A 23296-nucleotide genomic window follows, 5' to 3' on the forward strand; every position below is an offset into this window, starting at 1 on the left:
AACCCACCACCCCGGACGCGGGCGCAGCCCAACCCCGCCGCGACGGCGAGCAACCACCGCAGTGCACCCCGGCGGCGCCGAATCCACCCCCGCCCGGTCCGTGCAGACCACCGGCCACCGACCACCCGCTGCCGCCCGGCAGCCGGCCGCGGCAGCCGACCGCGCCAGCCGGGCAAGACGGTGGGGCAGGCCGGTGGGCCAGGCCGGCGGCGCACGACCGCCACGCCCCACCCTCAGCCGGACTCCCCGTAAGCCGCGCGCAGCGCATCCCGTACCGCGGCGAGGGCGGCGGCCTCCGACAGCCCCAGCCGCCGCACGCGCTCGGCGTAGGCCTGCGCGTCGGACGCGGCCGTACGATCGGCCGCCGAGCCCGCGGCAGCGACAACCGTGCCGTTGCGCCCCCGCGTCTCGATGACCCCGTCCGACTCAAGCGCCCGGTACGCCTTGGCGACCGTGTTGGCGGCGAGACCGAGCTCCTCGGCCAACCCCCGTACGGTAGGCAGCCGGTACCCCACCGGGAGCACCCCGGCCCTCGCCTGCTCGGAGATCTGGGCGCGCACCTGCTCGTAGGGCGCGACCCCCGTACCGTCATCGATGTCGATCTTCAACGTCACCCGCCGATTGTCCCGCACCGGCCGGAAAATGAGAGGCGGCCTGCCGCACCCCGCGCGTAGCGTGCGATTCCATGACTGTGATCGTCCGCGATTTCCGCACCGAGGATGCACAGGACGCCGAAGGCTTCTCGCACATCCGGCGTCTGGCACTCCCCTACATGCTCTCCACCCCGGAATCCGTCCTCCACGACGTCACGCACGCCCATCCCGACGCGCATTTCCGGCCGCTGGTCGCCGAGGAGGACGGCGAACTCATCGGCACGGCCAACACGGGCGTCGTGTACGACAGCCCGCGGCCGGGCCAGGGCTATCTGAACGTGTACGTGCACCCGGAGCGCCGGGGCCGCGGTGCCGGCTCGCTGCTCGTACGGACCGCGGAGGAGCATCTCGCCGAGGTGTCCGCGAAGAAGCTCTTCGCCTGGGTGCTCGACGAGCCCGCGAACCGTTCCTTCGCCGAGCGACGCGGCTACCGCGCGAGCCGCTCCGCACACTTCCTCCGTCTCGACCTGGCGAACAGCCCCCTGCCGCCGCGCCGGGAGCCGCCCGCGGGTGTGGAGCTGCGCACGGCGGCGGACTTCGCGGACGACCCCCGCCCCCTCTTCGAGCTGGACGCGGAGACGCTCGCGGACGAACCGAGCGACATCGCACACGAGTTCACCGACTACGAGGCATGGCTGAAGGAGACCTGGCACCACCCGCTCCTCAGCCATGAGCTGACCTCCGTAGCGGTCGTCGACGGCCGGCCCGCCGCGTTCAGCGCCGCCCGCACCGACGGCCGCACCCGGTACGGCACGGTGATGACCGGCACGGCCCGCGCCCACCGCGGACGCGGCCTCGCCAAGCTCGCCAAGGGCGACTCCCTGCACCGCGCCCGCGCCGCCGGCTTCACCGAGGCGTTCACGGGCAACGACTCGGGCAACGACCCGATGCTCGCGATCAACAAGTGGTTCGGTTACGAGATCTGCGCCACGGAGGTACAGCATGTCCGCGAACTCGGCTGATCCCCCACCCCGGTCCGCCACCCCGGCCACCGTGGGCACCACCCCAGCCGTCGTCGACATCGTCCTGGTCAAGGCGGGCCGTACGAAGATCCGGTACCCGGCCGAGCTGCTGCACGACGACGGAACGCACGTCATCGTCCGCGCGGCCTGGGCGGGGGCCGGCGTCCGCGACTTCGGCTTCGTACGCTTCGAGCCGGGCGACGTGTTCACCGAGCACTACTGGCGCGACCGCTGGTACGCGGTGAAGGAGGTCCGGGACGCCGGGGGCGCGCTCAAGGGCTGGTACTGCGACATCGCCCGCCCGGCCGAGGTCACCCCGGCCGGCGCCACCCCGGGCGAGGTGGTCTGCGAGGATCTCGACCTGGACCTCTGGCGCTCCGCCGACGGTGGGACCGTACTGCGGCTCGACGAGGACGAGTTCGCGGCGAGCGGTCTGGAGACCACCGATCCACGGGCCGCGTCCGCCGCCCGGGCCGCCCTGGACGAACTGGAACTCCGCGCGCACGAAGGCGACTTCGAGGCAGTGCTGGCCTAGCCACTGCCCGCCCGGCCTCCCTGCCTCCCTGCCTCCCACGGCACAGTGGCCACCTCAGGGCACAGCGATCACCGCGTACCGCTCGTCCCCCACCTCGCGGCCCCACAACGGGGAGTCGTCCGACAGCCGCTCCACACGCACGTCCTCCGCGAGGGGCGCGAGCAGAGCCGTCAGCCGGTCGGCGGGTATACCGACCGGGCTCACCGTCCCCCAGACGCCCTCGATGAGGACGAGCCGCCCGCCGGGGCGCAGCAGCCCGCGCCAGTGCCGCAGGACGCGGCCGGGCTCGGGCAGCGTCCACAGCACATGGCGGACGAGGACGACGTCGAACCGCTGCTCCCCGACGGGCGGGGCCGCCGCGTCACCGACCAGGAACGCGGCGTCGCGTCCGGCCAGTTTGGCGCGGGCCAGGCCGACCATGCGGGGCGAGAGGTCGACGCCGGTGACCCGGTGCCGCGCCTCGGACGCGAGGAGCGACAGGCTGCCCGTCCCGCAGCCCAGATCGAGCACGTCGGAGGGGCCGCGGGGCAGCCAGCCACGCAGTCTGGCCGCCCATGCCTCGCGCACTGCGGGATCCCGCAGTCCGTGGTCCGGCTCGTCGTCGAAGGTGTCGGCCTCCACGTCCCAGTCGACGCCGGACCGCTTTCCACCAGTGCTGTTACTCGTCATGCACCCAGAGTGGCACCCGCCACTGACAACGGGCCGACCCGGCGGTCCGGGCCCCACCCGACCCCCATCCTTCGTACAAACCGACAAGATGTCCGACATGTGGACTCATTGATGAAACGTGACAGCCGCCACTGACAAGCGGCCACCGATGAGTCACCCTCCCGGAAATGGTCTGTCTCCGTGAGAACGCGGTACTCGGCAGACCAGCCGCAAGGGAGGCCCCTATGCGCCGCATGACCATGCAGAAGCCACTGAAGAAGTCGGACTCCCGTCGCGTACGGGAAGAGGCCGACCAGCGCCCGGCCGAGCGTCCGGAGGTCCGGAAGGACATCCGGCGCACCTGGTGGCCGGAAGGGTGAGGGCCCCCGGGGCCCCCGGGGCGGCCGGAGGCAGTCGGAGTCGGTCAGAGGCAGTCAGGGTGCGAGCCGCTTGCGGTAGTGGAGCCGGTCGTAGGGGCCGTCCACGCGGCGCTCCATGAGTTCGTACCCGTACCGCGGATAGAGCCGCTGGTTCTCCCACATCATCGCGTTCGTGTACAGCCTGACCTCGGGCAGTCCCAGCGCCCGCGCGTGCGCGTCCACGAAGGTGAGCAGCCGCCGTCCCACGCCCTGCCCGTGGGCGTCGGGGTGGACGGCGACGCTGTCGAGGAACAGATGGTCCTCGTGCGCCTCGACCACCACGAGCCCGGCCACCGGCTCCCCCGTGACGAACACCCGCCCCGCGGCGATCGTGGCCGCGTGATCCGTCCGCATGGGCTGCGGCACGACCCCGATCCGCTCGATGTAGGGCTGGTACGCCGCATCGGTCACGGCCCGCACGGCGGCCACGTCGGCGACGACGGCCGGCCTGATCCTCGGCTCCCGCGAACTGTCTGTCATGACCGGAACGGTACCTACCTGAGCCCAGTCTCAGCACTCCCTTAACGGCACCATAAGGATCGCCTCCACCCGCTCCCAGCAGGCGATTTCACGGTTTCCAGGGGCTAGCTTGCTGATCGCCCCCAGGCATCACAGGCACCCCAGATCCGTTTCGAGGAGTACCCCCATGCCCGCTCGCCACCAGGCAGCCGCCGCCCGCATCGCCACCGTCGTCGCGGTCGGCGTCGCCCCGCTCGCCCTGACCGCGCTCGCCGCCGCTCCCGCCGTCGCCCACGGCTCGATGACGGACCCGGTGAGCCGGGTCGCGGCCTGCTTCGGGGAGGGTCCGGAGAGCCCGAAGTCCGCCGCCTGCAAGGCGGCGGTAGCGGCCGGCGGCACGCAGGCCCTCTACGACTGGAACGGCGTCAACATCGCCAACGCCGCCGGGAAGTCGAAGGAGATCATCCCCGACGGGAAGCTGTGCAGCGCCGCCAACGACAAGTTCAAGGGCCTCGACCTGGCCCGCGCCGACTGGCCTGCCACGCAGCTGACCTCGGGCAACCGCACCTTCCGTTACAAGGGGACCGCCCCGCACAAGGGTTCGTTCGAGCTGTACGTCACCAAGGACGGGTACGACCCGACGAAGCCGTTGAAGTGGTCGGACCTGGAGTCGAAGCCGTTCCTCAAGGTCACCGACCCGAAGCTGGAGAACGGCGACTACGTCTTCAGCGGGGTCGTCCCGGTCAAGTCGGGCCGCCACCTCGTCTACTCGATCTGGCAGCGCTCCGATTCCCCCGAGGCCTTCTACACCTGCTCGGACGTCGTCTTCGGCGAGGGCGGCGCGGGTGCGGGGGCCTCCGCGGCTCCGGCCGCGTCGGCGCCGTCCGACGAGGAGATCGCGGACGGCGCGGACGAGTCGTCCGTGGAGCACGGGGGGCACGGCGACGACGACCCGAAGACCCAGGCCTCGGTCACGACCGCGGCCGGCACGAAGGCGGACTCGGCCTCCGGAACCGACTCCGGGGCCGACTCCGGGGCCGAGGCGGAGGAGACTCCCGGAGCCGCCGAGGCCGCGGACGGCTCCGGGAATGGTGCCGAACCCGCCGGCGCGTCGGCGAACCTCGCCGAGACCGGGGGGTCCGACTCGACCGCGTACCTCGCGGTGGGTGGGGCCGCGGCGCTGGCGGTCGGGGCGGCGGCGATGTTCGCGTCCGTTCGCCGACGGGCGGGCGTCCGCCGGTAGGCAGGGACCGTAGGGGGTTCGGTTGTACGGGAGCTGCGGGGCCGGTCATGGTTGGTCGCGCAGCTCCCCGCGCCCCTGAAAAGGGGCTGCGCCCCCTGAAGAGATCAGCTGATCGCCGACAGGCAGGTCGTGGGGGTGGCTCGGGACGGGTCCAGGGCGTTTGCCACCTCGTGGAAGGCGATGCGGTCGATGAGGCCGATCGCGGCGTGCTCGGAGAGGTCGAGCGCGCACAGGTCCTGGATCAGGATGTTGCGTACGTTCGGGCCGTCGAGGAACTGTGAGCGGTACGGCGTGACGACCCCGTCGTACCGGGTGGCGATGACCGTGTAGCGGACGCCCGGCACGGTGTCGCCGCCCGCGTTGAGCCGGGCGAGGAAGGCGGAGCCCGCCACCTGGTCGGCGAGTGCGGGGGTGGCCGATGAGAGCACCTCGCTCGCGCCGGGGAAGTGCGTGACCAGCTTGGCCAGTCCGTTCAGGGTGGTGCCGTGGTTGTCGGGGGCGATACCGACGAGGGCGTTCACCTTGGCGGCACCGCCGAGGAACTTCAGGTAGTGGCGTGGCATCAGACCGCCCTGCGAGTGGCCGACGAGGTCCGCCTTCGCCGCTCCCGTCGCGGCGAGCACCTTGTCGACGAAGGTTTTCAGCTGCTCCGCCGACTTGTCGATGGGGCCGAGTCCGTGGACGAGCGGTACGCCCGGGAGCTGCCCGTAGTCGAGGGCGTAGACGCAGTAGTCGCGGTTGACCAGATAGGGCGCGAGGCCCAGCCAGTTGTCGACGGAGTTGGCGAAGGTACCGTGGACGAGGATGACGGGGCGCGGGTGGGCGGCGGACGGTTTGCAGGAGTAGTCGTTCCAGCCCCTGCTGGTCGCGGTTGCGGCCCGGTCGGTGGCGGCGGCGGCTGTGGTGGCGGGGACGATCGTGACCAGCGCGGTCAGCAGCAGCGCCGACAGGGGTCTGAGCAGGTGCTTCCAGGGCAGCATCGGGTGATCTCCTTGCGGCTCAAGGGGAGTGACGAGGCCATACGCCCTGTGATCCGGATCACGAGGATGCTGTTCTTTTTTCAAGTTACGAGCGAGTAGTAAAAGTGTGAAGTTATGCGTCAGTAAAAACTTCCAGTGATAGGCGGGAGCACTGACACGTGCCGTTGAACCGTCACCAGGCGGGCCTGATGGGACCGTAGGGTGCAATGCGCAGCAGATGGTCGCGCAACGCCCGGACGTCACCCTCCCCGATTAGTTCGACCCACGACCGAACGGCCTCCGCGGCCGACTCCTCCGCCGCCCGGGTGCACTCCCGCCCCCGCCCGGTCAACACGATCAGCCGAGCACGCGCGTCGCCGGAGTACGGCCGCCGCTCCGCATACCCCTTGCGGACGATCTCGTCGACGAGTTGACTCGCGGCCTGCTTGGTCACGCCCAGATGGGCGGCCAGTTCGGTGACCGTCGCCCCGCCGGACGCGATCCGGGCGAAGGCGAACCCGTGCGCGGGCCGCAGCCCCTCGAACCCACGGGCGACGACACCGTCATGGATGCGCTGCGTGAGCTCACCGGCGACGGCGAGCAGGGCGGCGGAAAGGCCCATGGCCTCGGAGTTCTGCACGCATGCATTGAAACACCCTTGACGAACTGGTCAAGCAGCTTGACCATGATGCGAGTCGCCTGGTCAAGCAACTTGACCATCTGGCGTTCGCCGCAGCACGCATCGGAGACGACCATGCCCGTAGTCCGCTCGTCCGAAGCCGTCACCCATGAGATCCATGGCGCCCGCTTCGTCTCGTACGCCACCCCTCTCACCGGGAGCAGGGAGCTGTGCGCCTGGCGGGGTGAGATCCCCGCGGGCACGAAGGCGCCCGCGCACACCGTCAACCGTGAGGAGATCTTCCATCTCCTCGCCGGGGAACTGCTGATGACACTCGACGGCCGCACCGAACGGATCGCGGCGGGCGACACGGTGATCGTCAACCCTGGCGCGACACTCAGCGTCGAGAATCCGACCGCCGAGACCGCGGTCTCATGGGTCACCACGTCCATAGGCCTCCAGGCAGAGTTGGCGGACGGCACGACCATCACCCCACCCTGGGCCAACTGATCGGGGGCCACCCGAAGGGCACCCCTCTCCCCGCGGAGCGTCACGCCGCCAGGGCGCCCGGGACCACCGCCCCCGCTCCGAACTTTTCCCGTACCCGGTCCGCCACCTCCTCAAGGCGCCGCACCTTCTCGTCCACAGGGTCGAACGTGAGCTGGTGGGAGGCCTGTTCGGCGGGGTCGAGCCCTTCGGCCCGCAGAGTCACCCCACGGACCCGGGCCCGCTGCAGACCGAGCGCCTCGTACATGCGGTACGCGGCATCGGTGAGCGCGGAGGAGTGGGCGGTCGGCTCGGGGAGCGTACGGCTGCGTGTTGTCGCCGACCGGTCGGCGTAGCGGACCGTGAGGGTGAGGGTGCGGCACACCTTCTCCAGGGCGCGCAGCCGCGAGCCCAGTTCCCCGGCGGCGGAGAGCAGCGCGCGCCGGTGCTGGTCGGGGTCCAACTCGTCACGCGGGAAGGGCCGTTCGGCGGCGAGCGACCGTGAGACGGCGTTCGGTACGACCCGGCCGCGGTCGATGCCCCGCGCCATCTCGTGCAGTTCGCGGCCGGTACGGGCACCGGTGAGCCGTTGCAGCGTGGACAGCGGTGCGGCGGCCACCTTGCCGATGCTGTCCAGGCCGTACTCGCACAGCGTGCGGGCGGTGGCGGTGCCGACTCCGGGCAGCGCCCGCACGGGCCGCTCCGCCAGGAACTCCGTGAGGGCGCGGTGGTCCCCGGGGACCACCCGGGTCTCCCCCGGGGCGGCTTCCCGCAGGGCCATCCGCGCGAACAACGGGCCGGGTCCTGCCCCGATCGCGCAGTCGACGCCGTGCCAGGCGAGCGCCCGTACCCGGATCAGCGAGGCCAGTTCCACGACGTCCCGCCGGAAGTACCGCTCGGCGCCCCGCAGATCGGCCAGCGCCCCGTCGGGCGGCAGCGCCTCGACGACAGGGGTGAACTCCTCCAACGTGCCGAGGAGCCCGGGCAGGGCGGCCTCGTACATCGGCGGCAGCTGGAAACGTACGCAGAGGATGGTCATCCCGCACTCCCCGGGCTCTGGTGCCACAGTTTCTTTCCGCTCGCGGACCCCTCGCCCGCCGGGCGCAGATCCGCCCACGGATGCATTTCGTATCCCGTGGGCAACTGGATTCGACGGCCGCCCGTCGGATCTCCCGACCCCTGGGAGCCGCCCCCGCCCCCGACCCCAGCCCCTCCGCCGGACTCTCCCTCGGGCTCCGCCTGCGGTTCGGCCAGTCTCATCGCCACTCCGTCCAGTCCTTCCGCGTGTCGCAGTTCCACCAGGTCGGCGAGGTTCCAGGCGGCCGCCCCGACCACGCTGAGGCTGCGCGGGCCGCGCCGCTGCACCACGCCGCGTACGAGCAGGAGCCAGGAGTGGAAGACGGTGTGCGCGCACGTGTCGTGGGAGTCGTCGAAGAAGGCGAGGTCGAGCAGGCCCGTACCGTCGTCCAGGGTGGTGAAGATGACCCGCTTGCCGGAGCGGATCGGCGGTGTCTGGGTGGCCGCCTTGGCGCCCGCGACCAGCACCGTCTCGCCGTGCTCGGCCGCTCGCAGCCGGCGTGCCGTGACGACGCCCAGTTCGTCCAGGAACTTCCGGTGATCGTCCATCAGATTGCGCGAGGCGTCCATGGAGAGCACGCCGAGTTCGGCGCTGAGCCGTTCCGCCGAGGAGAGGTCGGGCAGCCCGGCCGACGCGGTCTCCTGCCCTCCGGTCAGCGGGAGTTGGGAGCCGCCGGCGCCGCGGGCACCTCGGTGCAGTTCGGTCAAGTGCAGTTGCAGATCACGGCGGTTGGCGCCGAAGGCGTCCAACGCGCCCACCTGCGCGAGCCGTCCGGCCAGGGGGCGGCTCGGCCGGGCCCGTTCCCAGAAGTCGAGCAGTGAGGCGTACGGCTGCCCCTGCTCGATCCGGGCCGCCTCGGCCTCGCTGATCCCGTGCACATCGGAGAGCGCGAGCCGGACACCCCAGGACCCCTTGGCCGCTTCCGTCCCGCCGGTTCCGCCGGTTCCGCCGGTTCCGCCGGATTCAGACACCAGTTCGATACTGTGTGCGACCGCCGACCGGTTCACGTCCAACGGCAGGATCGGCACCCCCCGCCGTCGCGCGTCCGCGAGCAGCAGCCGCTTCGGGTACATCCCGGGATCGTGCGTGAGCAGTCCCGCGTAGAAGGCGGCCGGGTGGTGCGTCTTCAGCCACGCCGACTGATAGGTCGGCACGGCGAAGGCGACCGCGTGCGCCTTGCAGAAGCCGTACGCCCCGAAGGCCTCGACGATCTCCCAGGTACGGGCGATCGTCTGCGCGTCGTACCCCCGCGAGGCCGCGTGCTGCGCGAACCAGAGGCGGATCCGCCCCTGCGACTCGGGGTCGGAGAGCCCGCGCCGCACCCGGTCCGCCTCGCCCCGTCCGCAGCCGGTCATGATGTCGACGATGTCGATGACCTGCTCGTGGAAGACCACGACCCCGTACGTGCTCTTCAGCGGCCCCTCCAGATCGGGGTGCGGGTAGCGGGCCGGCGCCCGGCCGTGCCGTGCCTCGATGAACGGTCGCACCATGTCGGCCGCGACCGGTCCCGGCCGGAAGAGGGAGATGTCGACGACGAGGTCGTGGAAGGTCGCGGGCTGGAGCCTGCCGACCAGGTCCCGCTGCCCCGGCGACTCGATCTGGAAGCAGCCCAGCGTCTCCGTGGACCGGATGAGCCGGTACGTCTCCGGATCACCCTCCCCGACGGCGACGGCGTCCAGGTCGACATGACTGCCTGTCGCCCGCTTCACCTCGGCCACCGCGTGCGCCATCGCGGACTGCATCCGCACGCCCAGCACGTCGAGCTTGAGCAGCCCGAGGTCCTCGACGTCCTCCTTGTCGAACTGCGACATGGGGAGCCCTTCGCCACTGGTCGGCACGACCGGCGTACGGGCGAGGAGCGAGGCGTCGGAGAGGAGGACCCCGCACGGGTGCATGGCGACTCCGCGCGGCAGGGCGTCCAGCGACTCCACCAGTTCCCACAACCGCCCGTACTTCGCCCCTTTCCGCGCGGACTCCTCGGCCAGGGAACGGAGTTCGGGCAGTTCCGCCAGCGCCGCGCGGGCGTCGCGGGCGCGGATGTGCGGGAAGGACTTGGCGATGCGGTCGATGTCGGCCGGGTCCATGGAGAGGGCCGCGCCTACGTCCCGTACCGCGTGCCGCACCCGGTACGTCTCCGGCATCGCCACCGTCGCGACCCGCTCGGTGCCGAACCGGCCGATGATCGCGCGGTAGACCTCGATGCGGCGCGCGGACTCCACGTCGATGTCGATGTCGGGCAGGACCGCGCGGCGTTTGGACAGGAAGCGTTCCATCAGCAGTCCGTGTTCGACGGGGTCGGCGTGCGCGATGCCGATGAGGTGGTTGACGAGCGAGCCCGCCCCGGAGCCGCGCGCGGCGACCCGGATGCCCATCCCCTTCACGTCGTCCACGACCTGGGAGACCGTCAGGAAGTAGGAGGCGAAGTGGTGGTGGGCGATGATGTCCAGTTCGCGGTGCATCCGCTCCCAGTACTCGCGCGCCCGGGAGGAGCGGTCGTATCCGAGCCGCGTCATCCCCGCCGCCGCCCGTGAGGCCAGTACGCGCTGCGCGGTGCGTCGCCCGGCGCCGACGAGGTGCGCCTCGGGGAAGTGCACGGCGCCGATCCCGAGGTCGTCCTCCGGGTCGACCCGGCACTCGTCGGCGGCGGCCCGGGTCTGTTCGAGCAGCCGGTGGGCGGTGTCACGGCGGTAGCCGGCGGCCTCGACGACCCGTTCGGCGGCGGCGAGCATGGCCCCCTCCGCCTTGAGCCAGGCCTCGCCGCTGTCCAGCTCCTTGCGGGGGTCGACGGGGACCAGCCGGCGGGCGGCGTCCAGCACGTCGGCGATCGGGCCCATGCCGGGGTCGGCGTACCGGACGGCGTTGGTGAGCACCGGGCGCACCCGCTGCTCGGCGGCGAAGCCGACGGTACGGGCGGCCAGCCGCAACGAGCCGGGGCCGGTTCCCTCGCGTCCGTGCCAGACCGCTTCCAGGCGCAGGGCGTCGCCGTACACCTCCCGCCAGGGCGCGAGCAGTTTCGCCGCCCGGTCGGGCCGTCCGGCGGTGAGCGCGCGGCCGACGTCCGAGGCCGGGCCGAGCAGCACGGTCAGCCCCTCGGCATGGTTCTCCGCCCGGGGCAGCAGCGGCTTCCCCTCTCCCGCCGCGTGCGCCGCAGTAACGATCCTGCAGAGATCGGCCCAGCCCTTCCCGCCGTCCCGGGCGAGGAAGGTCACGCGAGGTGTCGACTCGTCGATGAAGGCACCGCCCCGCACAGGAACCCGGCGCCGTCCGCCCCGTACGGACTCCTCGCCGGACCTCTGCCCGAACCCTCCGGCGGGTCCATCGCCGGGCCCGCCCTCCGGCAGCCCTCCGGCGGGCCCTTCGACCGCGAGGTCGACCCCGAACAGCGGGCGCACGCCCACACCCCGCGCGGCACAGGCCTTCGCGAAGCGGACCGCGCCCGCGACGGTGTCCCGGTCGGTGAGCGCCAGCGCGTCCATACCCCGCTCGGAGGCCCGCTCGGCGAGGCGCTCCGGGTGGGAGCCCCCGTGCCGCAGGGAGTAACCGGAAGCGGTGTGCAGATGCGTGAAGCCGGACACGCGCACCTCCACCACCAGGGGCTTTCACCTAGCCCTCGAACATTAGTTCCCAAGTTCCTCATCTCCACCATAGACCATCCGCAGACCACGCATCGAACATCTGTGCGACATCCGTTCGGACCCGTCCCACCTGCGCGAACACCGCGGCAGCCGGACCGTAAGGACATGGCACGGACAGCAGAGGACCCGCCCAAGTCCTTCCTCGACGAGGTCAAGGACGCGGTCACCCCGCGGGCCACGCTGCTCGTCATCGGCGTGGTCGCCCTGCAGCTGCTCTTCATCGCCTCCTACGTCGGGGCGCTGCACCATCCGAAGCCGAAGGACGTGGCGTTCGGGGTGGTCGCGCCGGGCTCCGCCGCGGGGCAGACGGTGGCCCGGCTCGAAAAACTGCCCGGCGACCCCCTGGACCCCCGGCCGCTCACCGACGAGGCGACAGCACGCGAGCGGATCGCGCACCGCGACATCGACGGCGCCCTGCTGGTCGACCCGGGCGGCACCACCGACACCCTGCTGGTCGCCTCCGGCGGCGGCAAGACCCTGTCGAACGCCCTGATCTCCCTCACCACCGCACTGGAGAAGGACCAGGGGCGCACGGTCCGGACCGTCGACGTGGCCCCGGCCGACGCCCAGGACGCCAACGGGCTCACGCCGTTCTACCTGGTCGTCGGCTGGTGCGTGGGCGGCTATCTGTGCGCGTCGGCGCTGGCGATCAGCGCGGGGGCGCGGCCGGCCAATCTCCGGCGCGCGGTGATCCGGCTCGCCGCGATGGCCCTGGTCGCGATCGTCGGCGGACTCGGCGGGGCGGTCATCGTCGGACCGGTCCTGGGCGCTCTGCCGGGAAGCGTGGCCGCCCTCTGGGGACTCGGCGCGCTCATCACCTTCGCGGTGGGGGCCGCCACCCTCGCGCTCCAGTGCGTCTTCGGGATCGTCGGCATCGGAGTGGCGGTCCTGCTGGTGGTGATCCTGGGCAACCCGAGCGCGGGCGGCGCCCTCCCACCGCCAATGCTCCCGCCCTTCTGGAAGGCGATCGGCCCCGCCCTGCCCCCGGGCGCCGGCACCTGGGCGGTCCGCTCGATCGCCTACTTCAAGTCCAACGACATCACCGTCTCCATGCTGGTCCTGGCGGCCTGGGCCGCTCTGGGAACCGCGATCACCCTGGCGGCAGGCTCACACAAACGACAGGCTCAGCCCCGCGGCTTCTAGGGGCGCGGGGAACTGCGCAATCTTCTGGGCGCGCCCCCCGCCGGACCCGCACCCTGCGAACAACGCGCGAGCCCCGTTCCCACCAGGCAGGTGGGAACGGGGCTCGCGTCCGCTCGGCGGGACGGCGGAGCCGTCAGCCGATCTGCGTGCCCGTCGCGGACAACGCCTCGGTCACCGGCTGGAAGAACGTCTCCCCGCCGGAGGTGCAGTCACCGCTGCCACCGGACGTGAGCCCGATCGCGCTGCTCCCCGAGAACAGCGACCCGCCGCTGTCCCCCGGCTCGGCGCAGACATCGGTCTGGATGAGCCCGTTGACGATGTCGCCGTTGCCGTAGTTCACGGTCGCGTCCAGACCGGTCACCGACCCGTCGTGCACCTGGGTCGTGGACCCGCTCCGGGTGACCTCCATCCCGACGGTCGCCTCCGCGGCCCCCGATATCTGCTGCGCGGACCCGTTGTAGAGGTTCACCTCGCTCGGGTGGGCCACGTCCGCGGTGTACTTCACCAGGCCGTAGTCGTTGTCGGGGAAGCTGGAGTCCGCGTTCTCCCCGATCTCGGTGCCGGAGGAGTCCGACCAGTTGGTGATCCCCTCGGTGCAGTGCCCGGCGGTGAGGAAGAACGGCTCGCCGCCCTTGACCACGTTGAAGCCGAGCGAGCAACGGCCGCCGCCACCGGTGATGGCGTCACCACCGGCCACGAAGGTCTTGAACTCCCCCTTCGTCCGCTTGAGTTCGGTCGTGCCGCCGAGGCCGTCGACGACCTTCGTCAGCTTGGTTAGCTCGGCACCGGTGACCGTACGGTCCGCGGTGACGACGACCTTGTTGGTCGCGGGGTCGAGCGCCCACGAGGTGCCGGGGATGGTCGCGTCCTGCTTCAGCGTCGTACGGGCGCTCTTCAGGTCGGCGAGAGAGTTCTCGACGACTCTCGCCCTGGCGCCCGCCGACTCGACGGTCTCGGCCGCGGCCTCGTCGAGCACGTTCACGACAAGGCTCTTGGCCTTCGCGTCGTAGTACGTTCCCGCCGCGTCGCCGCCGAGGTCCTTGCCGAGCGTCGAGGCGAGCTTTCCGGCCGCCGTGACCGAGAGAACCTTCGGTTCGGGAGCGGGTGTGTTCTCACTCGCGTTCGCACTCTGCAAGGTGACTCCACCCGCGACGAGTGCGGCGATGCCCGCGCCGGCCGCGACGGCCCGTCGCCTGGGTATGCGTCGGTGCTTCAACTCGTGTCCTCCTGTGGGGGGTCGGACGCGGCGGTAGTGGGGACCAGCGCGACCGAAAGGTGTGTGGCAATGGTGACGACTCATAAAAAAAGCCGCGTCCATGCCAACGGACACCACCCACTATTCCGAGGCCCTACCGGGGCACACAAGGTCGACTTCAGGACGCGCGCACCACGACCGACGTGCGCCCCCGCACGGTTGACGCGCGTTGACAAGAACGCCGTCACACCACGTCGATCCCCATTGCAAATACTACGAGCGAGTAACCAACGCCCCTGCGTGAGGTCTAGTCCTGTCCGGATTTCGACCCTCGGGAGTCCGGATCCAGCGGTGTCTCGACGGGCGGGAGTTGCTCCTGCATCGATTGCTGCCACTGGGTCAACAGCAATTGCGCCTGCGCCGCCAGCTCCTGGGGCCGGCCCGGCGTCCGGCCCGAGGTCCGGTCCGGAGCCCCGTCCGGGGCCTGCTGCGATTCGGCCAGTTCCTGCGGTGGCTGCTGTGGCTGCGGCGCCTGCGAGGACCGCACATGAGCCGTCCCCTGCTGCGCCGGATGCGGGACCGGCCCCGGCTGGGCCCGCTCAAGGAACCGCAGCAGCTCGACCGGGAAGGGCAGCACGAGCGTGGAGTTCTTCTCGGCCGCGACCGCCACCACGGTCTGCAGCAGCCGCAACTGGAGCGCGGCGGGCTGCTCCGACATCACTCCGGCGGCCTCCGCCAGCTTCTTGGAGGCCTGCAGTTCGGCGTCCGCGTTGATGACCCGGGCCCGCCGCTCACGGTCGGCCTCCGCCTGGCGCGCCATGGACCGCTTCATCGTCTCCGGCAGCGACACGTCCTTGATCTCGACCCGGTCGATGGAGACGCCCCACTCCACGGCCGGGCTGTCGATCATCAGCTCCAGACCCTGGTTCAGCTTCTCGCGGTTGGAGAGCAGATCGTCCAGCTCGCTCTTGCCGATGATCGAACGCAGGGATGTCTGCGCCATCTGCGAGACCGCGAACCGGTAGTCCTCGACCTTGATGACCGCGTCGGCGGCGGACACCACCTTGAAGTAGATGACGGCGTCGACCCGCACCGTGACGTTGTCCCGGGTGATGCCGTCCTGCCCGGGCACCGGCATCGTAACGATCTGCATGTTGACCTTCTGGAGCCGGTCCACGAAGGGCACGATCATGGTGAATCCCGGGCCACGCACCCCGGATCGCAGTTTCCCGAGCCGGAGCACCACTCCGCGCTCGTATTGTTTGACGACTCGGGCCGCGGCCATCGCGTACACCGCTCCGACGGACGCGAGTGCCACTCCCGCCGTCACCAGCTCCTCGACCATGACGACCCCCAGGGTCCGCAACGGGCGCAAAAGGTGTGTACTTCGACGGTAACTCCGGCGCGCGGGCGAAGGGGAGATGGAGGACAGAGGTGCCTAGCGGGATACGGATGCGGGACGGAAGGCGGCTGGCGTTCGAGGAGTGGGGCGACCCGGAGGGCACGCCGGTGGTGCTGCTGCACGGCACACCGGGCTGCCGGACCGGGGTGGTGCCGCAGGACCTGATCGAGGCGCGCCCCGAGGTGCGGTTCATCGCGTACGACCGCCCCGGGTACGGGGATTCCGACCGCGGTCCGGGACGCCGGGTGGCGCAGGCGGCGCGGGACGTGGCCGCGCTGGCCGACGCGCTGGATCTGGGCAGTTTCGCGGTGCTGGGCCGGTCGGGCGGTGCCCCGCACGCGCTGGCCTGTGCGGCGCTGCTGCCGACCCGGATACGGCGGGCCGCCGCGCTGTCGAGCCTCGCGCCGCCCTCCAGCGAGGGGCTGAACTGGTTCGAGGGGATGGCGGAGTCCAACGTCGAGGAGTTCACCCGGGCGCTGACCGATCCCGTGGACTTCGCGGAGCGGCTCGCCTCGCGGGCCGCCGAGATCCGGACGGACCCGGCCCAGCTCCTCGCGTCGATCCGGGACGGCCTCACCGACTCCGACCGGCGGATCGTGTCCACTCCGGCCGTGAGCGACATGCTGTTGCGCAACTACCGTGAGGCGTTGCGCACTTCGGCGTACGGCTGGCTCGACGACAATCTCGCGCTGCTGAGCCACTGGGGCTTCGACCCGGCGCGTATCACCCGGCCCGTGCTGCTGTGGCACGGCGCCGAGGACACCTTCTCCCCGGTGGGCCATTTCGAGTGGCTGGCCCGGAACATCCCCCGCGCCCGCCCGGTCCTGGACCCGAAGGGGGGCCACTTCTCGGCGCTGGAGGCACTTCCCGACGTACTGGACTGGCTGTGCGCCACACCGAGGAGCGACGACTGAGCCGACACGGGGTGCGCGGGACGAGTCCGCTCGTCTCCGGCCGGCGGTCCTTCGCGGGCGGCAAGGACGAGCCCCCGCACCGCGAACGGTGTGCGGGGGCTCGTCTGCTGCTGGCTGCAGGTCAGACCTTACGGATCCTACTTTGACGCGTACCGATCAGAAGACGCTCACGCCGTAGGCGCTCAGGGCCTCGGTGACCGGCTGGAAGAACGTGGTGCCGCCGGAGGTGCAGTTGCCGCTGCCGCCGGAGGTCAGACCGTAGGCGACACCGTTGCTGCCGTAGAGCGGACCGCCGGAGTCGCCGGGCTCGGCGCAGACCGTGGTCTGGATCATGCCGTAGACGACGTCGCCGCCACCGTAGTTGACGGTCGCGTTGAGGGCGGTGACCCGTCCGGTACGCGTACCGGTGGTGGAACCGGTGCGGATGACGTTGGTGCCCACGCTCGGGGTGGCCGCACTGGTGATGTCCGTGCTGCCCGCGGTGCCTTCCTTGGCGATCGTGGTGTTCGAGTAACGCACCAGCCCGTAGTCGTTGGTCGGGAAGCTGGACCCGGCCGTCGGCCCGAGGACCGTGGTGCGACCGGAGTTGGAGTACCAGGTGCCCGCACCGTCGGTGCAGTGTCCGGCGGTCACGAAGTAGTTCGTGCTGCCACTGCGGACGTTGAAGCCGAGCGAACAGCGCCAGCTGGTCGCGTAGATGGCGTCGCCACCCTTGATCAACTTGTTGATCTTGCCCGGGGTGCTCTTGATCTGCAGGGCTCCGGCGTTGGCGCCCGCGGCCTGCTTGATCTTCGCGATCTCCGCCTTCGAGACGGTGCTGTCGACCGTGACCACGACCTTGCCGGTCTTGGCGTCGGTCGCCCAGGCGGTACCGGGCACATCGGCCTTGAGTACCGCGGAGTTGGCGCTCTTCAGCTGGGTGGTGCCGAACGTCGACGCGTCGTTCGCGTTGGCCGCGGGGACGGTGAACGCGGCCGCGGCCACGAGTCCGGTGGTCACGGCGATCAGCCGGGTCCGTCTCGCTATGCCGCTACGGGGGGTGGTGCGCTTGGTCCTCACTGCTCGTTCCCTCCAAAGGGAAGTCGGGGGCCCGCGTGGGGTCGGGGCCCGTGAGGCGCACGCCAGAGGCAGAGTGTCCGGATTCCGGATACGCCGTGCCCCTGACAAGGCGCTGGGGGGAGTATTTGGCCGCGCACCCGAACGACGCAAGGGCGCCTTTCGGCCGTACGGCGTTCAACTTACGTATGGCCCACGGGAGTTGATCTCTTCGGCACCGATGTGCGGGTCGCGTGCGGATCGGGTGGTGCGCGTCACCGGAGCGGGTTGCGCTCTCCGGCCGCAATCTCCGCGCCCAGGGTATTCCCCGGCGGCGGGAATGGGCAGACGAAGTGGTCCGCGAATGCGCACGGCGGGAGCAGGGCCTTGTTGAAGTCCACCGTCGTGCGCCCCCGCGCGCACGGTCCGCTTCTCCCCGTACGGCGTGAAACGCCCCGGCACCGACCAGCGCGGGTCGTACGAGGTGGCCTCGATGCCGCGGAACGCCCGCCGGGCAGGTGAGGCCGGGTCGAAGTCACGCACAGCCCGGGCGCCCTCGCGTACGAGGACGACGAACCGGCGCTGGCCGTACGCGCCCCGGGCATCGGCCGCCGGACCGAGGTCGGCCACCAGCCTGACCTCGCCGTTCAAGGGCCGCCCGTTTAGCTGGATGCCGTCGTACTCCCCGGCCGCCGGCGCCACCGCGTCCCCGTCGACGGCCCAGCGGCCGGGCGTGTCCGGAATTCGCCCCTCCGGATGATCTTCGATCCAGTGCGTCCCGCGGAGCGCCGGCGCGCTCGGGGGCCGTGCGGCGCGGACAGCGTCCCGGTGCGCCGCTCGTGCCAGTGCTTCCAGTCATCGGCCGTCCGTCGTCAGGTGATCAGCCCTTCCAGACGGGATCGCGCAACCCGAGGTGGGAGCGCAGCGTCGTACCGGCGTATTCCGCACGGAACGCGCCACGCTCCTGGAGCAGTGGTACGACCCGGTCCACGAATGCGTCGAGGCCGCCCGGCGCCGGATGCGGTACGAGGACGAAGCCGTCGGCCGCGCCGGTCCGTACGGAGTCGTCGATCTCGGCGGCGACGGACTCCGGTGTGCCGACGAAGGACCGCCGGCCGTCCGACGCCCCGGCCCCGGCGGCCCTCTGCCACGCCTCGGCGGCCGTGTCGCCGAGCACGACGGTGGCCTCGGCCATGATCTTCAGGTCCGCGCGGTCACGGCCGTACGTGGCGAGGCGGCCCTTCACCTCGGCGTAGAGCGCGCGGGCCGCCTCCGGGGCGCCGTGCCGCGTGAGGATCACGTCGGCGGTGGACGCGGCGAACTCGCGCCCCTGCGGCGAGTCGTCGCAGGGGCGGATGACAACGGGGTGGCCCTGCGGAGAGCGCGGCACGGTGAACTCGCCCGCGATGTCGAAGTACTGCCCGCGGTGCGCGAACGGGCGCACGATGCCGTCCGGCGTCCACGAGTCCCACAACTCCCGGGAGACGTCGAGGAATTCGGCGACGCGGGCGAGCAGGTCGGTGGAGGCAGCCACGTTCCAGGCGGCGCGCCCCGCGCTGAGGTGGTCCAACGTGGCGAGTCTGCGGGCGAGTTCGTACGGCTCGTTGAAGGCCGTGTCGACCGTGGCGGCCAGCCCGATCCGCTCGGTGAGGGCGACGAGCGCGTTCAGCACGGTGACCGGTTCGGGCCGTCCGGCCGCGTCCGGGTCCAGATCCAGGCCCAGGTCCAGGTCCAGATCCAGGTCGGGGATGCGTCCCCTGGGGCCGGCCGGCCGTGGCTCCTCGGCGAGGAGGAGGAAGTCGAACAGACCGCGCTCGGCGGTGCGCGCGAGACGCTCGTAGGACGCGAAGTCGGCCCCGGCGGTGGTGTCGCCGCCCCCGGGAAAGCAGACGGCGAGGTGCACCTGCTGGAGAAGAGGCTCACGAGAAGGCTGCCCGGCCGGTGTCCGTACGGTCATGACGTTCCCCCTGTCACGGCGTACCGATGGGCGGGCCGGCCGAGCCCCAGGTGCTCGCGGAGCGTGCTGCCCGGATAGAAGGTGCGCAGGAGCCCGCGGTGCTGAAGCAGTGCGGCCGTGCCGTTGACCAGGCGTTCCAGGTCCCGGCGGGGCTCGACCGGGGTGAGGTGGAAGCCGTCGGCGGCACCGGTCTCGTGCCAGGCGGCGATCAGTTCGGCGAGGTCGACGGGCCCGCCGCGGTACAGCGGGCCCTGCGCGGTCTGCCGGGGACCTCCCCCGCCGTGGCCCGGCTCGGCCGCGCGTTCGCCGTCACCGAGGTCGACGGTGAGGGCGGCGAGGACCCGCAGCTCGTCCGGGTCCCGGCCGTGGGCGAGCGCGGAAGCCTGCAACTCGGCCCGTATCGCGCCCACTTGGCCCGGGTTCGTGCCCTGGACCAGTGCCACGTCCGCGTACCGGGCGGCTGTCGCGCGGGCGTGCCGGTCCGTGGCGTCGACGACCCGTACCGGGGAGTGGCCAGGGTGCGCATTTCCCTGGTCGGCGCTGTCCCACAGCCGGGCGGCCACGTCGGCGACCTGTCCCGCCTCGTGCCACAGCGTGTCGACGGGCGCCGCGTGCCGACGGCCGAAGAGGCGGGCCTCGCCCTCGGTGGTCGACACGTCGATACACCAGCCCGCCCGGCCACGGCTCACCCGGTCGAGGGTCGCCACGGCGGCCTGGACCTGGAACGGCTCGGTGTGGGTGGTGGTGACGGTCGGCACCAGACCGATACGGGCCGTGGCGGGCGCGACCCGCGCCAGCACGGCGAGCGCGTCGAACCCCGGCCGCGCGAAGCTGTCGCCCAGGGTCACGAAGTCGAACCCGCCGCTCTCCGCGAGCCGCGTCAGCTCGACGTGGACCGAGACGTCGTCGTGGGCCGCCGCCTGGTCGACGGCTGCGGCCAGGTGCAGAAGCCCCCGGCCGTTCGGTGGTGTCATGGAAGGAGAACCTTTCTGGGAGGCTCCCGTGCCGCCGCCGCGACGAGCGGCGCCGCGGCGGCGGCACGGGGCATCGGGGGAACGGAACCGGTGTCGGGCGCCGGCTCCCGGATCCGGGCGTCAGATCTTCGGCAGGCCCGGCGGGTTGATCTCCGACTTCGGGACGGCCTCGCTCGACAGGCCCCAGCGCTTGAGCACCTTCGCGTAACTGCCGTCCTCGATCACGTGGTTGACGGCGGCCGCGTACGCGTCGACGAGCCCGCTGCCCTTCTTCGTCGTAGCGGCGATCTTGCCCTGGAGGTCGTCACCGGCGCCCGAGAGCGTGCCGACGATCTCCGACTGCCCGGCGCTGGACACGTGGTACGCGGCGGACGGGCTCGGGCCGAGATAGGCGTCGATGCGGCCCGACTGGAGAGCCAGGTAGTAGTCCGTGTCCTTCTGGAAGTACTTGATGGTGACCGCCTTGCGGCCCGCCTTCTCGTTCTGCTTGCTCCAGTCGACGAGGATCTTCTCCTGGTTGGTGCCGGAGGAGACGGCGATCGTCCTGCCTGCCACGTCCTCGGGCCCGTCGACCTTCCAGCCGCTGCCCTTCTTCGCCTCGAACGCGATGTTGTCGAGACGGTAGGTGGCGAAGTCGTACTTCTCCTTGCGCTCCTCGGTCACGGTGACGTTCGAGAAGACGGCGTCGAACTTGCCGCTGTCCAGGCCGACGAAGAGGTTCTCCCAGGAGACCTCGTCGTTGTCGAGCTTCAGGCCGAGGGTGTCGGCGACGAGGGTCGCGAGGTCGATCTCGGAGCCGATTCTCGTCTTGTCGTCGGTCGCGTAGAAGCCGAGTGGCGGTGAGGCGTCGGCGCTCTGGCCGAGCCTCAGCGTGCCGCGCTCGCGGATCGCCGCCGGGACGAGGGCTGCGATCTCGTCGGCCTTCTTGCCGCGGATCCGGTTCTGGTCGGGGCCGATGTTGACGTCGCCGACCTTCTTGGTGCCGGCCGAGCCGGTCCCGGTCGCCGCGTCGCTGTCACCGCCGCAGGCGCTGAGCAGCGGGGCGACGACGAGGGCTGCGACGGAGGCGGCGAGGGTGCGTCGGGATATCACGGTGAACTCCTGTGCTGAGAGCGGAGGGTGAACGAAGGGGCCTCGGCCGAACTGCCGGTCCGGAAGCCGGTAGCCGGCCGGGGGCCGGAGGACCCTTGGGGGCCTCAGAGGACCGTCGGGCGTCAGAGGACCGTCAGGGCCTCAGAGGACCTTGGAGAGAAAGGCGCGGGTGCGCTCGTGCTTCGGCGCGTCGAGTACGTCGCCGGGGGCGCCCTGTTCGACGATGCGGCCGTCGTCCATGAAGACGACGGTGTCCGCGACCTCGCGGGCGAAGCCGATCTCGTGCGTGACGACGATCATCGTGGTGCCCTGGTGGGCCAGGTCCTTGATGACGTCCAGGACTTCGCCGACCAGTTCGGGGTCGAGCGCGGAGGTCGGTTCGTCGAAGAGGAGCAGCCTCGGTTCCAGGGCGAGCGCGCGGGCGATGGCCACGCGCTGCTGCTGCCCGCCGGACAGCTGCTTCGGGTAGGCGTCGGCCTTGTCGGCGAGCCCGACCCGGTCGAGCAGCCTGCGCGCCGCCTCGGTGACGTCCTTGCGGGACCGCTTCAGCGCGGAGACCGGGGCCTCGACGATGTTGTCCAGGACCGTGAGGTGTGGGAAGAGGTTGAAGTTCTGGAAGACGAACCCGATCCGGGTGCGCTGCTTGAGGATCTCGCGCTCGCGCAGTTCGTAGAGCTTGTCGCCGGAGCGCCGGTAGCCGACCAGGGATCCGTCCACGCTGATCCAGCCCTGGTCGACCTTCTCCAGGTGGTTGATGGTGCGCAGCAGGGTGGACTTGCCGGAGCCGGAGGGGCCGAGGACGACGGTGACCTCGCCTGCGCGCACCTGGAGGTCGACGCCCTTGAGCACCTCCAGCGAGCCGAAGCTCTTGTGGACGGCCCTGACGTCGACCATGGGCGCGGCCGGCCCGTCAGCCGCGCCGTCGGTGTCGGTGTCGGTGGCAGGAGTGGTGGGCGCGCTCATCGGGTGCTTCCCTTCGCGAAGTGTCGTTCCACGTAGTGCTGGAGGATGGAGAGCGCGGTGGTCAGGAGGATGTACCAGGCCGTGGCGACCATGAGCAGCGGTACGACCCGCCCGTTGCGTCCGTAGATGACCTGGACCTGGTAGAACAGCTCGCCGATCGCCATGACGGAGACGATCGAGGTGCCCTTGAAGAGGGAGATCACCTCGTTGGCGGCGTTCGGCAGGATGGAGCGCATCGCCTGCGGCAGCACGATCCGGCGGATCTGCCGCAGCCGCGGGATCCCGAGGGCCGCGGCGGCCTCCAACTGGCCGCTGTCGACGGCCAGTACACCACCGCGCACGATCTCGGCGGCGTACGCGGCCTGGTGCAGGGCGAGTCCGAGGACGGCCGCGCTCATCGCGCCGACCAGGCCCATCGTGTCGAAGGTGAAGAAGCCGGGGCCGAAGGGGATGCCGAACTTCAACTCCTGGTAGAGATAGGCGAGGTTGAACCAGAAGAGCAGCTGCACGATCAGCGGGATGGACCGGAACGCCCAGATGTACGCGAAGGAGACGGCCTTCAGGAACGGGCTGTCGGACAGCCGCATGAAGGCGAGGACGATCCCGAGGGCGAAGCCCAACGCCGTTCCGTAGGAGGTGAGTTGCAGGGTCACCCAGACCGCCTTGAGGATCACCTCGGCGGTGAAGAACTCGGCGAACACCTCCCATTCCCAGCCGGGGTTGGTGGCGAGCCCGTGGGCGAACTGCGCGAGCAGTACGGCGGTCACGATCACGGCGGCCCAGCGCCAGGGGTGCCGGACGGGCACGACCTTGAGCGCGCCGTAGTCCTCGGGCTCGGCCGGCGCCTTGACGATGAGTGGATCACTGGTCAGCGACATGGGGTCCTCGGGGCGGAAGGAGGGGACGGGGTGCGCGGTGCGGCGCG

The 23296-nt window shown here is 71.2% G+C and carries 23 protein-coding genes; 7 read left to right on the forward strand and 16 right to left on the reverse strand.

What is annotated here, in order from left to right:
* Positions 1–233: 233 nt before the first annotated feature.
* On the reverse strand, positions 234–614 hold the full coding sequence (locus ACH4DZ_RS22960) for a GntR family transcriptional regulator (protein WP_398289135.1): 381 nt from the start codon (positions 612–614) through the stop codon (positions 234–236).
* Positions 615–685: 71 nt separating this feature from the next.
* On the opposite strand from ACH4DZ_RS22960, the gene ACH4DZ_RS22965 reads away from it, so the two are divergent.
* Together ACH4DZ_RS22965 and ACH4DZ_RS22970 are read left to right on the forward strand one after the other, a co-directional pair.
* Complete coding sequence (locus ACH4DZ_RS22965; RefSeq protein ID WP_398289136.1) at positions 686–1615, forward strand: GNAT family N-acetyltransferase; 930 nt, start codon at positions 686–688, stop codon at positions 1613–1615.
* Positions 1596–2150: a DUF402 domain-containing protein gene (locus tag ACH4DZ_RS22970; protein WP_398289137.1), complete on the forward strand. Its 555-nt coding sequence runs from the start codon at positions 1596–1598 to the stop codon at positions 2148–2150. The genes ACH4DZ_RS22965 and ACH4DZ_RS22970 overlap by 20 nt, the downstream gene beginning before the upstream one ends.
* 54 nt (positions 2151–2204) lie before the next feature.
* Here the strand turns inward: ACH4DZ_RS22970 and ACH4DZ_RS22975 are convergent, their stop codons facing one another.
* On the reverse strand, positions 2205–2819 hold the full coding sequence (locus tag ACH4DZ_RS22975; RefSeq protein WP_398289138.1) for a class I SAM-dependent methyltransferase: 615 nt from the start codon (positions 2817–2819) through the stop codon (positions 2205–2207).
* Positions 2820–3043: 224 nt separating this feature from the next.
* Between ACH4DZ_RS22975 and ACH4DZ_RS22980 the strand changes: the two genes are divergently transcribed.
* Positions 3044–3178, forward strand: a complete 135-nt coding sequence (locus ACH4DZ_RS22980; RefSeq protein ID WP_398289139.1) for a hypothetical protein — start codon at positions 3044–3046, stop codon at positions 3176–3178.
* A gap of 54 nt (positions 3179–3232) precedes the next feature.
* Here the strand turns inward: ACH4DZ_RS22980 and ACH4DZ_RS22985 are convergent, their stop codons facing one another.
* Positions 3233–3697: a GNAT family N-acetyltransferase gene (locus ACH4DZ_RS22985; protein WP_398289140.1), complete on the reverse strand. Its 465-nt coding sequence runs from the start codon at positions 3695–3697 to the stop codon at positions 3233–3235.
* A 166-nt stretch (positions 3698–3863) separates the two neighbouring features.
* Here ACH4DZ_RS22985 and ACH4DZ_RS22990 point away from each other — a divergent pair, with 166 nt between their 5' ends.
* Positions 3864–4919, forward strand: coding sequence for a lytic polysaccharide monooxygenase (locus tag ACH4DZ_RS22990; protein WP_398289141.1), 1056 nt, complete (start codon positions 3864–3866; stop codon positions 4917–4919).
* 104 nt (positions 4920–5023) lie between these two features.
* Here ACH4DZ_RS22990 and ACH4DZ_RS22995 read toward each other — a convergent pair whose 3' ends face one another.
* Together ACH4DZ_RS22995 and ACH4DZ_RS23000 are read right to left on the reverse strand one after the other, a co-directional pair.
* The gene (locus ACH4DZ_RS22995) at positions 5024–5899 is read right to left on the reverse strand and encodes an esterase/lipase family protein (protein ID WP_398289142.1); all 876 of its coding nucleotides are present in this window, start codon (positions 5897–5899) and stop codon (positions 5024–5026) included.
* A gap of 172 nt (positions 5900–6071) precedes the next feature.
* The gene (locus ACH4DZ_RS23000) at positions 6072–6518 is read right to left on the reverse strand and encodes a MarR family winged helix-turn-helix transcriptional regulator (RefSeq protein WP_398289143.1); all 447 of its coding nucleotides are present in this window, start codon (positions 6516–6518) and stop codon (positions 6072–6074) included.
* Positions 6519–6632: 114 nt separating this feature from the next.
* Between ACH4DZ_RS23000 and ACH4DZ_RS23005 the strand changes: the two genes are divergently transcribed.
* Positions 6633–7007, forward strand: coding sequence for a cupin domain-containing protein (locus ACH4DZ_RS23005; RefSeq protein ID WP_398289144.1), 375 nt, complete (start codon positions 6633–6635; stop codon positions 7005–7007).
* Between the two features lie 40 nt (positions 7008–7047).
* Here the strand turns inward: ACH4DZ_RS23005 and ACH4DZ_RS23010 are convergent, their stop codons facing one another.
* Together ACH4DZ_RS23010 and ACH4DZ_RS23015 are read right to left on the reverse strand one after the other, a co-directional pair.
* Positions 7048–8022: a DNA polymerase thumb domain-containing protein gene (locus tag ACH4DZ_RS23010; RefSeq protein ID WP_398289145.1), complete on the reverse strand. Its 975-nt coding sequence runs from the start codon at positions 8020–8022 to the stop codon at positions 7048–7050.
* On the reverse strand, positions 8019–11636 hold the full coding sequence (locus ACH4DZ_RS23015; RefSeq protein WP_398289146.1) for a DNA polymerase III subunit alpha: 3618 nt from the start codon (positions 11634–11636) through the stop codon (positions 8019–8021). Before ACH4DZ_RS23015 ends, ACH4DZ_RS23010 begins: the two co-directional genes overlap by 4 nt.
* A 165-nt stretch (positions 11637–11801) precedes the next feature.
* On the opposite strand from ACH4DZ_RS23015, the gene ACH4DZ_RS23020 reads away from it, so the two are divergent.
* Positions 11802–12839 carry a DUF3533 domain-containing protein gene (locus tag ACH4DZ_RS23020; protein WP_398289147.1) on the forward strand — a complete coding sequence of 346 codons (1038 nt, stop codon included), beginning with the start codon at positions 11802–11804 and terminating at the stop codon, positions 12837–12839.
* 133 nt (positions 12840–12972) lie between these two features.
* Here the strand turns inward: ACH4DZ_RS23020 and ACH4DZ_RS23025 are convergent, their stop codons facing one another.
* Together ACH4DZ_RS23025 and ACH4DZ_RS23030 are read right to left on the reverse strand one after the other, a co-directional pair.
* Complete coding sequence (locus ACH4DZ_RS23025) at positions 12973–14055, reverse strand: S1 family peptidase (RefSeq protein ID WP_398289148.1); 1083 nt, start codon at positions 14053–14055, stop codon at positions 12973–12975.
* 286 nt (positions 14056–14341) lie between these two features.
* Positions 14342–15379, reverse strand: a complete 1038-nt coding sequence (locus ACH4DZ_RS23030; RefSeq protein ID WP_398289149.1) for an SPFH domain-containing protein — start codon at positions 15377–15379, stop codon at positions 14342–14344.
* Between the two features lie 107 nt (positions 15380–15486).
* Here ACH4DZ_RS23030 and ACH4DZ_RS23035 point away from each other — a divergent pair, with 107 nt between their 5' ends.
* Positions 15487–16350 (forward strand): alpha/beta fold hydrolase, encoded by an 864-nt coding sequence (locus tag ACH4DZ_RS23035; RefSeq protein WP_398289150.1) that lies wholly within the window; start codon positions 15487–15489, stop codon positions 16348–16350.
* 156 nt (positions 16351–16506) lie between these two features.
* On the opposite strand, the gene ACH4DZ_RS23040 is transcribed toward ACH4DZ_RS23035, so the two are convergent.
* The 7 genes from ACH4DZ_RS23040 to ACH4DZ_RS23070 form a co-directional block, all read right to left on the reverse strand.
* A complete protein-coding gene (locus tag ACH4DZ_RS23040) occupies positions 16507–17409 on the reverse strand; it encodes a S1 family peptidase (RefSeq protein ID WP_398289151.1) in 903 nt (300 codons plus the stop codon).
* Between the two features lie 251 nt (positions 17410–17660).
* Positions 17661–17990, reverse strand: coding sequence for a DUF1684 domain-containing protein (locus tag ACH4DZ_RS23045; RefSeq protein WP_398289152.1), 330 nt, complete (start codon positions 17988–17990; stop codon positions 17661–17663).
* A gap of 275 nt (positions 17991–18265) precedes the next feature.
* Entirely contained in the window at positions 18266–19342 is a 1077-nt protein-coding gene (locus ACH4DZ_RS23050) for an LLM class flavin-dependent oxidoreductase (RefSeq protein WP_398289153.1), read from the reverse strand.
* Positions 19339–20316: an LLM class flavin-dependent oxidoreductase gene (locus ACH4DZ_RS23055; RefSeq protein WP_398289154.1), complete on the reverse strand. Its 978-nt coding sequence runs from the start codon at positions 20314–20316 to the stop codon at positions 19339–19341. Before ACH4DZ_RS23055 ends, ACH4DZ_RS23050 begins: the two co-directional genes overlap by 4 nt.
* Positions 20317–20436: 120 nt before the next feature.
* Positions 20437–21408, reverse strand: a complete 972-nt coding sequence (locus tag ACH4DZ_RS23060) for an ABC transporter substrate-binding protein (protein ID WP_398289155.1) — start codon at positions 21406–21408, stop codon at positions 20437–20439.
* Positions 21409–21549: 141 nt separating this feature from the next.
* On the reverse strand, positions 21550–22302 hold the full coding sequence (locus ACH4DZ_RS23065; protein WP_398289233.1) for an amino acid ABC transporter ATP-binding protein: 753 nt from the start codon (positions 22300–22302) through the stop codon (positions 21550–21552).
* A 65-nt stretch (positions 22303–22367) separates the two neighbouring features.
* A complete protein-coding gene (locus ACH4DZ_RS23070; protein ID WP_398289156.1) occupies positions 22368–23249 on the reverse strand; it encodes an amino acid ABC transporter permease in 882 nt (293 codons plus the stop codon).
* Positions 23250–23296 lie beyond the last annotated feature (47 nt).

Source organism: Streptomyces sp. NPDC017991 (assembly GCF_044328075.1).
Taxonomy (GTDB): domain Bacteria; phylum Actinomycetota; class Actinomycetes; order Streptomycetales; family Streptomycetaceae; genus Streptomyces.

Coding starts and splice junctions, on each gene's coding strand:
- ACH4DZ_RS22985 (WP_398289140.1), bottom strand. CDS start 3,697: ATGACAGACAGTTCGCGGGAGCCGAGGATCAGGCCGGCCGTCGTCGCC.
- ACH4DZ_RS23030 (WP_398289149.1), bottom strand. CDS start 15,379: ATGGTCGAGGAGCTGGTGACGGCGGGAGTGGCACTCGCGTCCGTCGGA.
- ACH4DZ_RS23065 (WP_398289233.1), bottom strand. CDS start 22,302: ATGGTCGACGTCAGGGCCGTCCACAAGAGCTTCGGCTCGCTGGAGGTG.
- ACH4DZ_RS22995 (WP_398289142.1), bottom strand. CDS start 5,899: ATGCTGCCCTGGAAGCACCTGCTCAGACCCCTGTCGGCGCTGCTGCTG.
- ACH4DZ_RS23035 (WP_398289150.1), top strand. CDS start 15,487: ATGCGGGACGGAAGGCGGCTGGCGTTCGAGGAGTGGGGCGACCCGGAG.
- ACH4DZ_RS22970 (WP_398289137.1), top strand. CDS start 1,596: ATGTCCGCGAACTCGGCTGATCCCCCACCCCGGTCCGCCACCCCGGCC.
- ACH4DZ_RS23050 (WP_398289153.1), bottom strand. CDS start 19,342: ATGACCGTACGGACACCGGCCGGGCAGCCTTCTCGTGAGCCTCTTCTC.
- ACH4DZ_RS23045 (WP_398289152.1), bottom strand. CDS start 17,990: ATGCCCGGGGCGCGTACGGCCAGCGCCGGTTCGTCGTCCTCGTACGCG.
- ACH4DZ_RS22975 (WP_398289138.1), bottom strand. CDS start 2,819: ATGACGAGTAACAGCACTGGTGGAAAGCGGTCCGGCGTCGACTGGGAC.
- ACH4DZ_RS22990 (WP_398289141.1), top strand. CDS start 3,864: ATGCCCGCTCGCCACCAGGCAGCCGCCGCCCGCATCGCCACCGTCGTC.
- ACH4DZ_RS23020 (WP_398289147.1), top strand. CDS start 11,802: ATGGCACGGACAGCAGAGGACCCGCCCAAGTCCTTCCTCGACGAGGTC.
- ACH4DZ_RS23005 (WP_398289144.1), top strand. CDS start 6,633: ATGCCCGTAGTCCGCTCGTCCGAAGCCGTCACCCATGAGATCCATGGC.
- ACH4DZ_RS23010 (WP_398289145.1), bottom strand. CDS start 8,022: ATGACCATCCTCTGCGTACGTTTCCAGCTGCCGCCGATGTACGAGGCC.
- ACH4DZ_RS22965 (WP_398289136.1), top strand. CDS start 686: ATGACTGTGATCGTCCGCGATTTCCGCACCGAGGATGCACAGGACGCC.
- ACH4DZ_RS23070 (WP_398289156.1), bottom strand. CDS start 23,249: ATGTCGCTGACCAGTGATCCACTCATCGTCAAGGCGCCGGCCGAGCCC.
- ACH4DZ_RS22980 (WP_398289139.1), top strand. CDS start 3,044: ATGCGCCGCATGACCATGCAGAAGCCACTGAAGAAGTCGGACTCCCGT.
- ACH4DZ_RS23055 (WP_398289154.1), bottom strand. CDS start 20,316: ATGACACCACCGAACGGCCGGGGGCTTCTGCACCTGGCCGCAGCCGTC.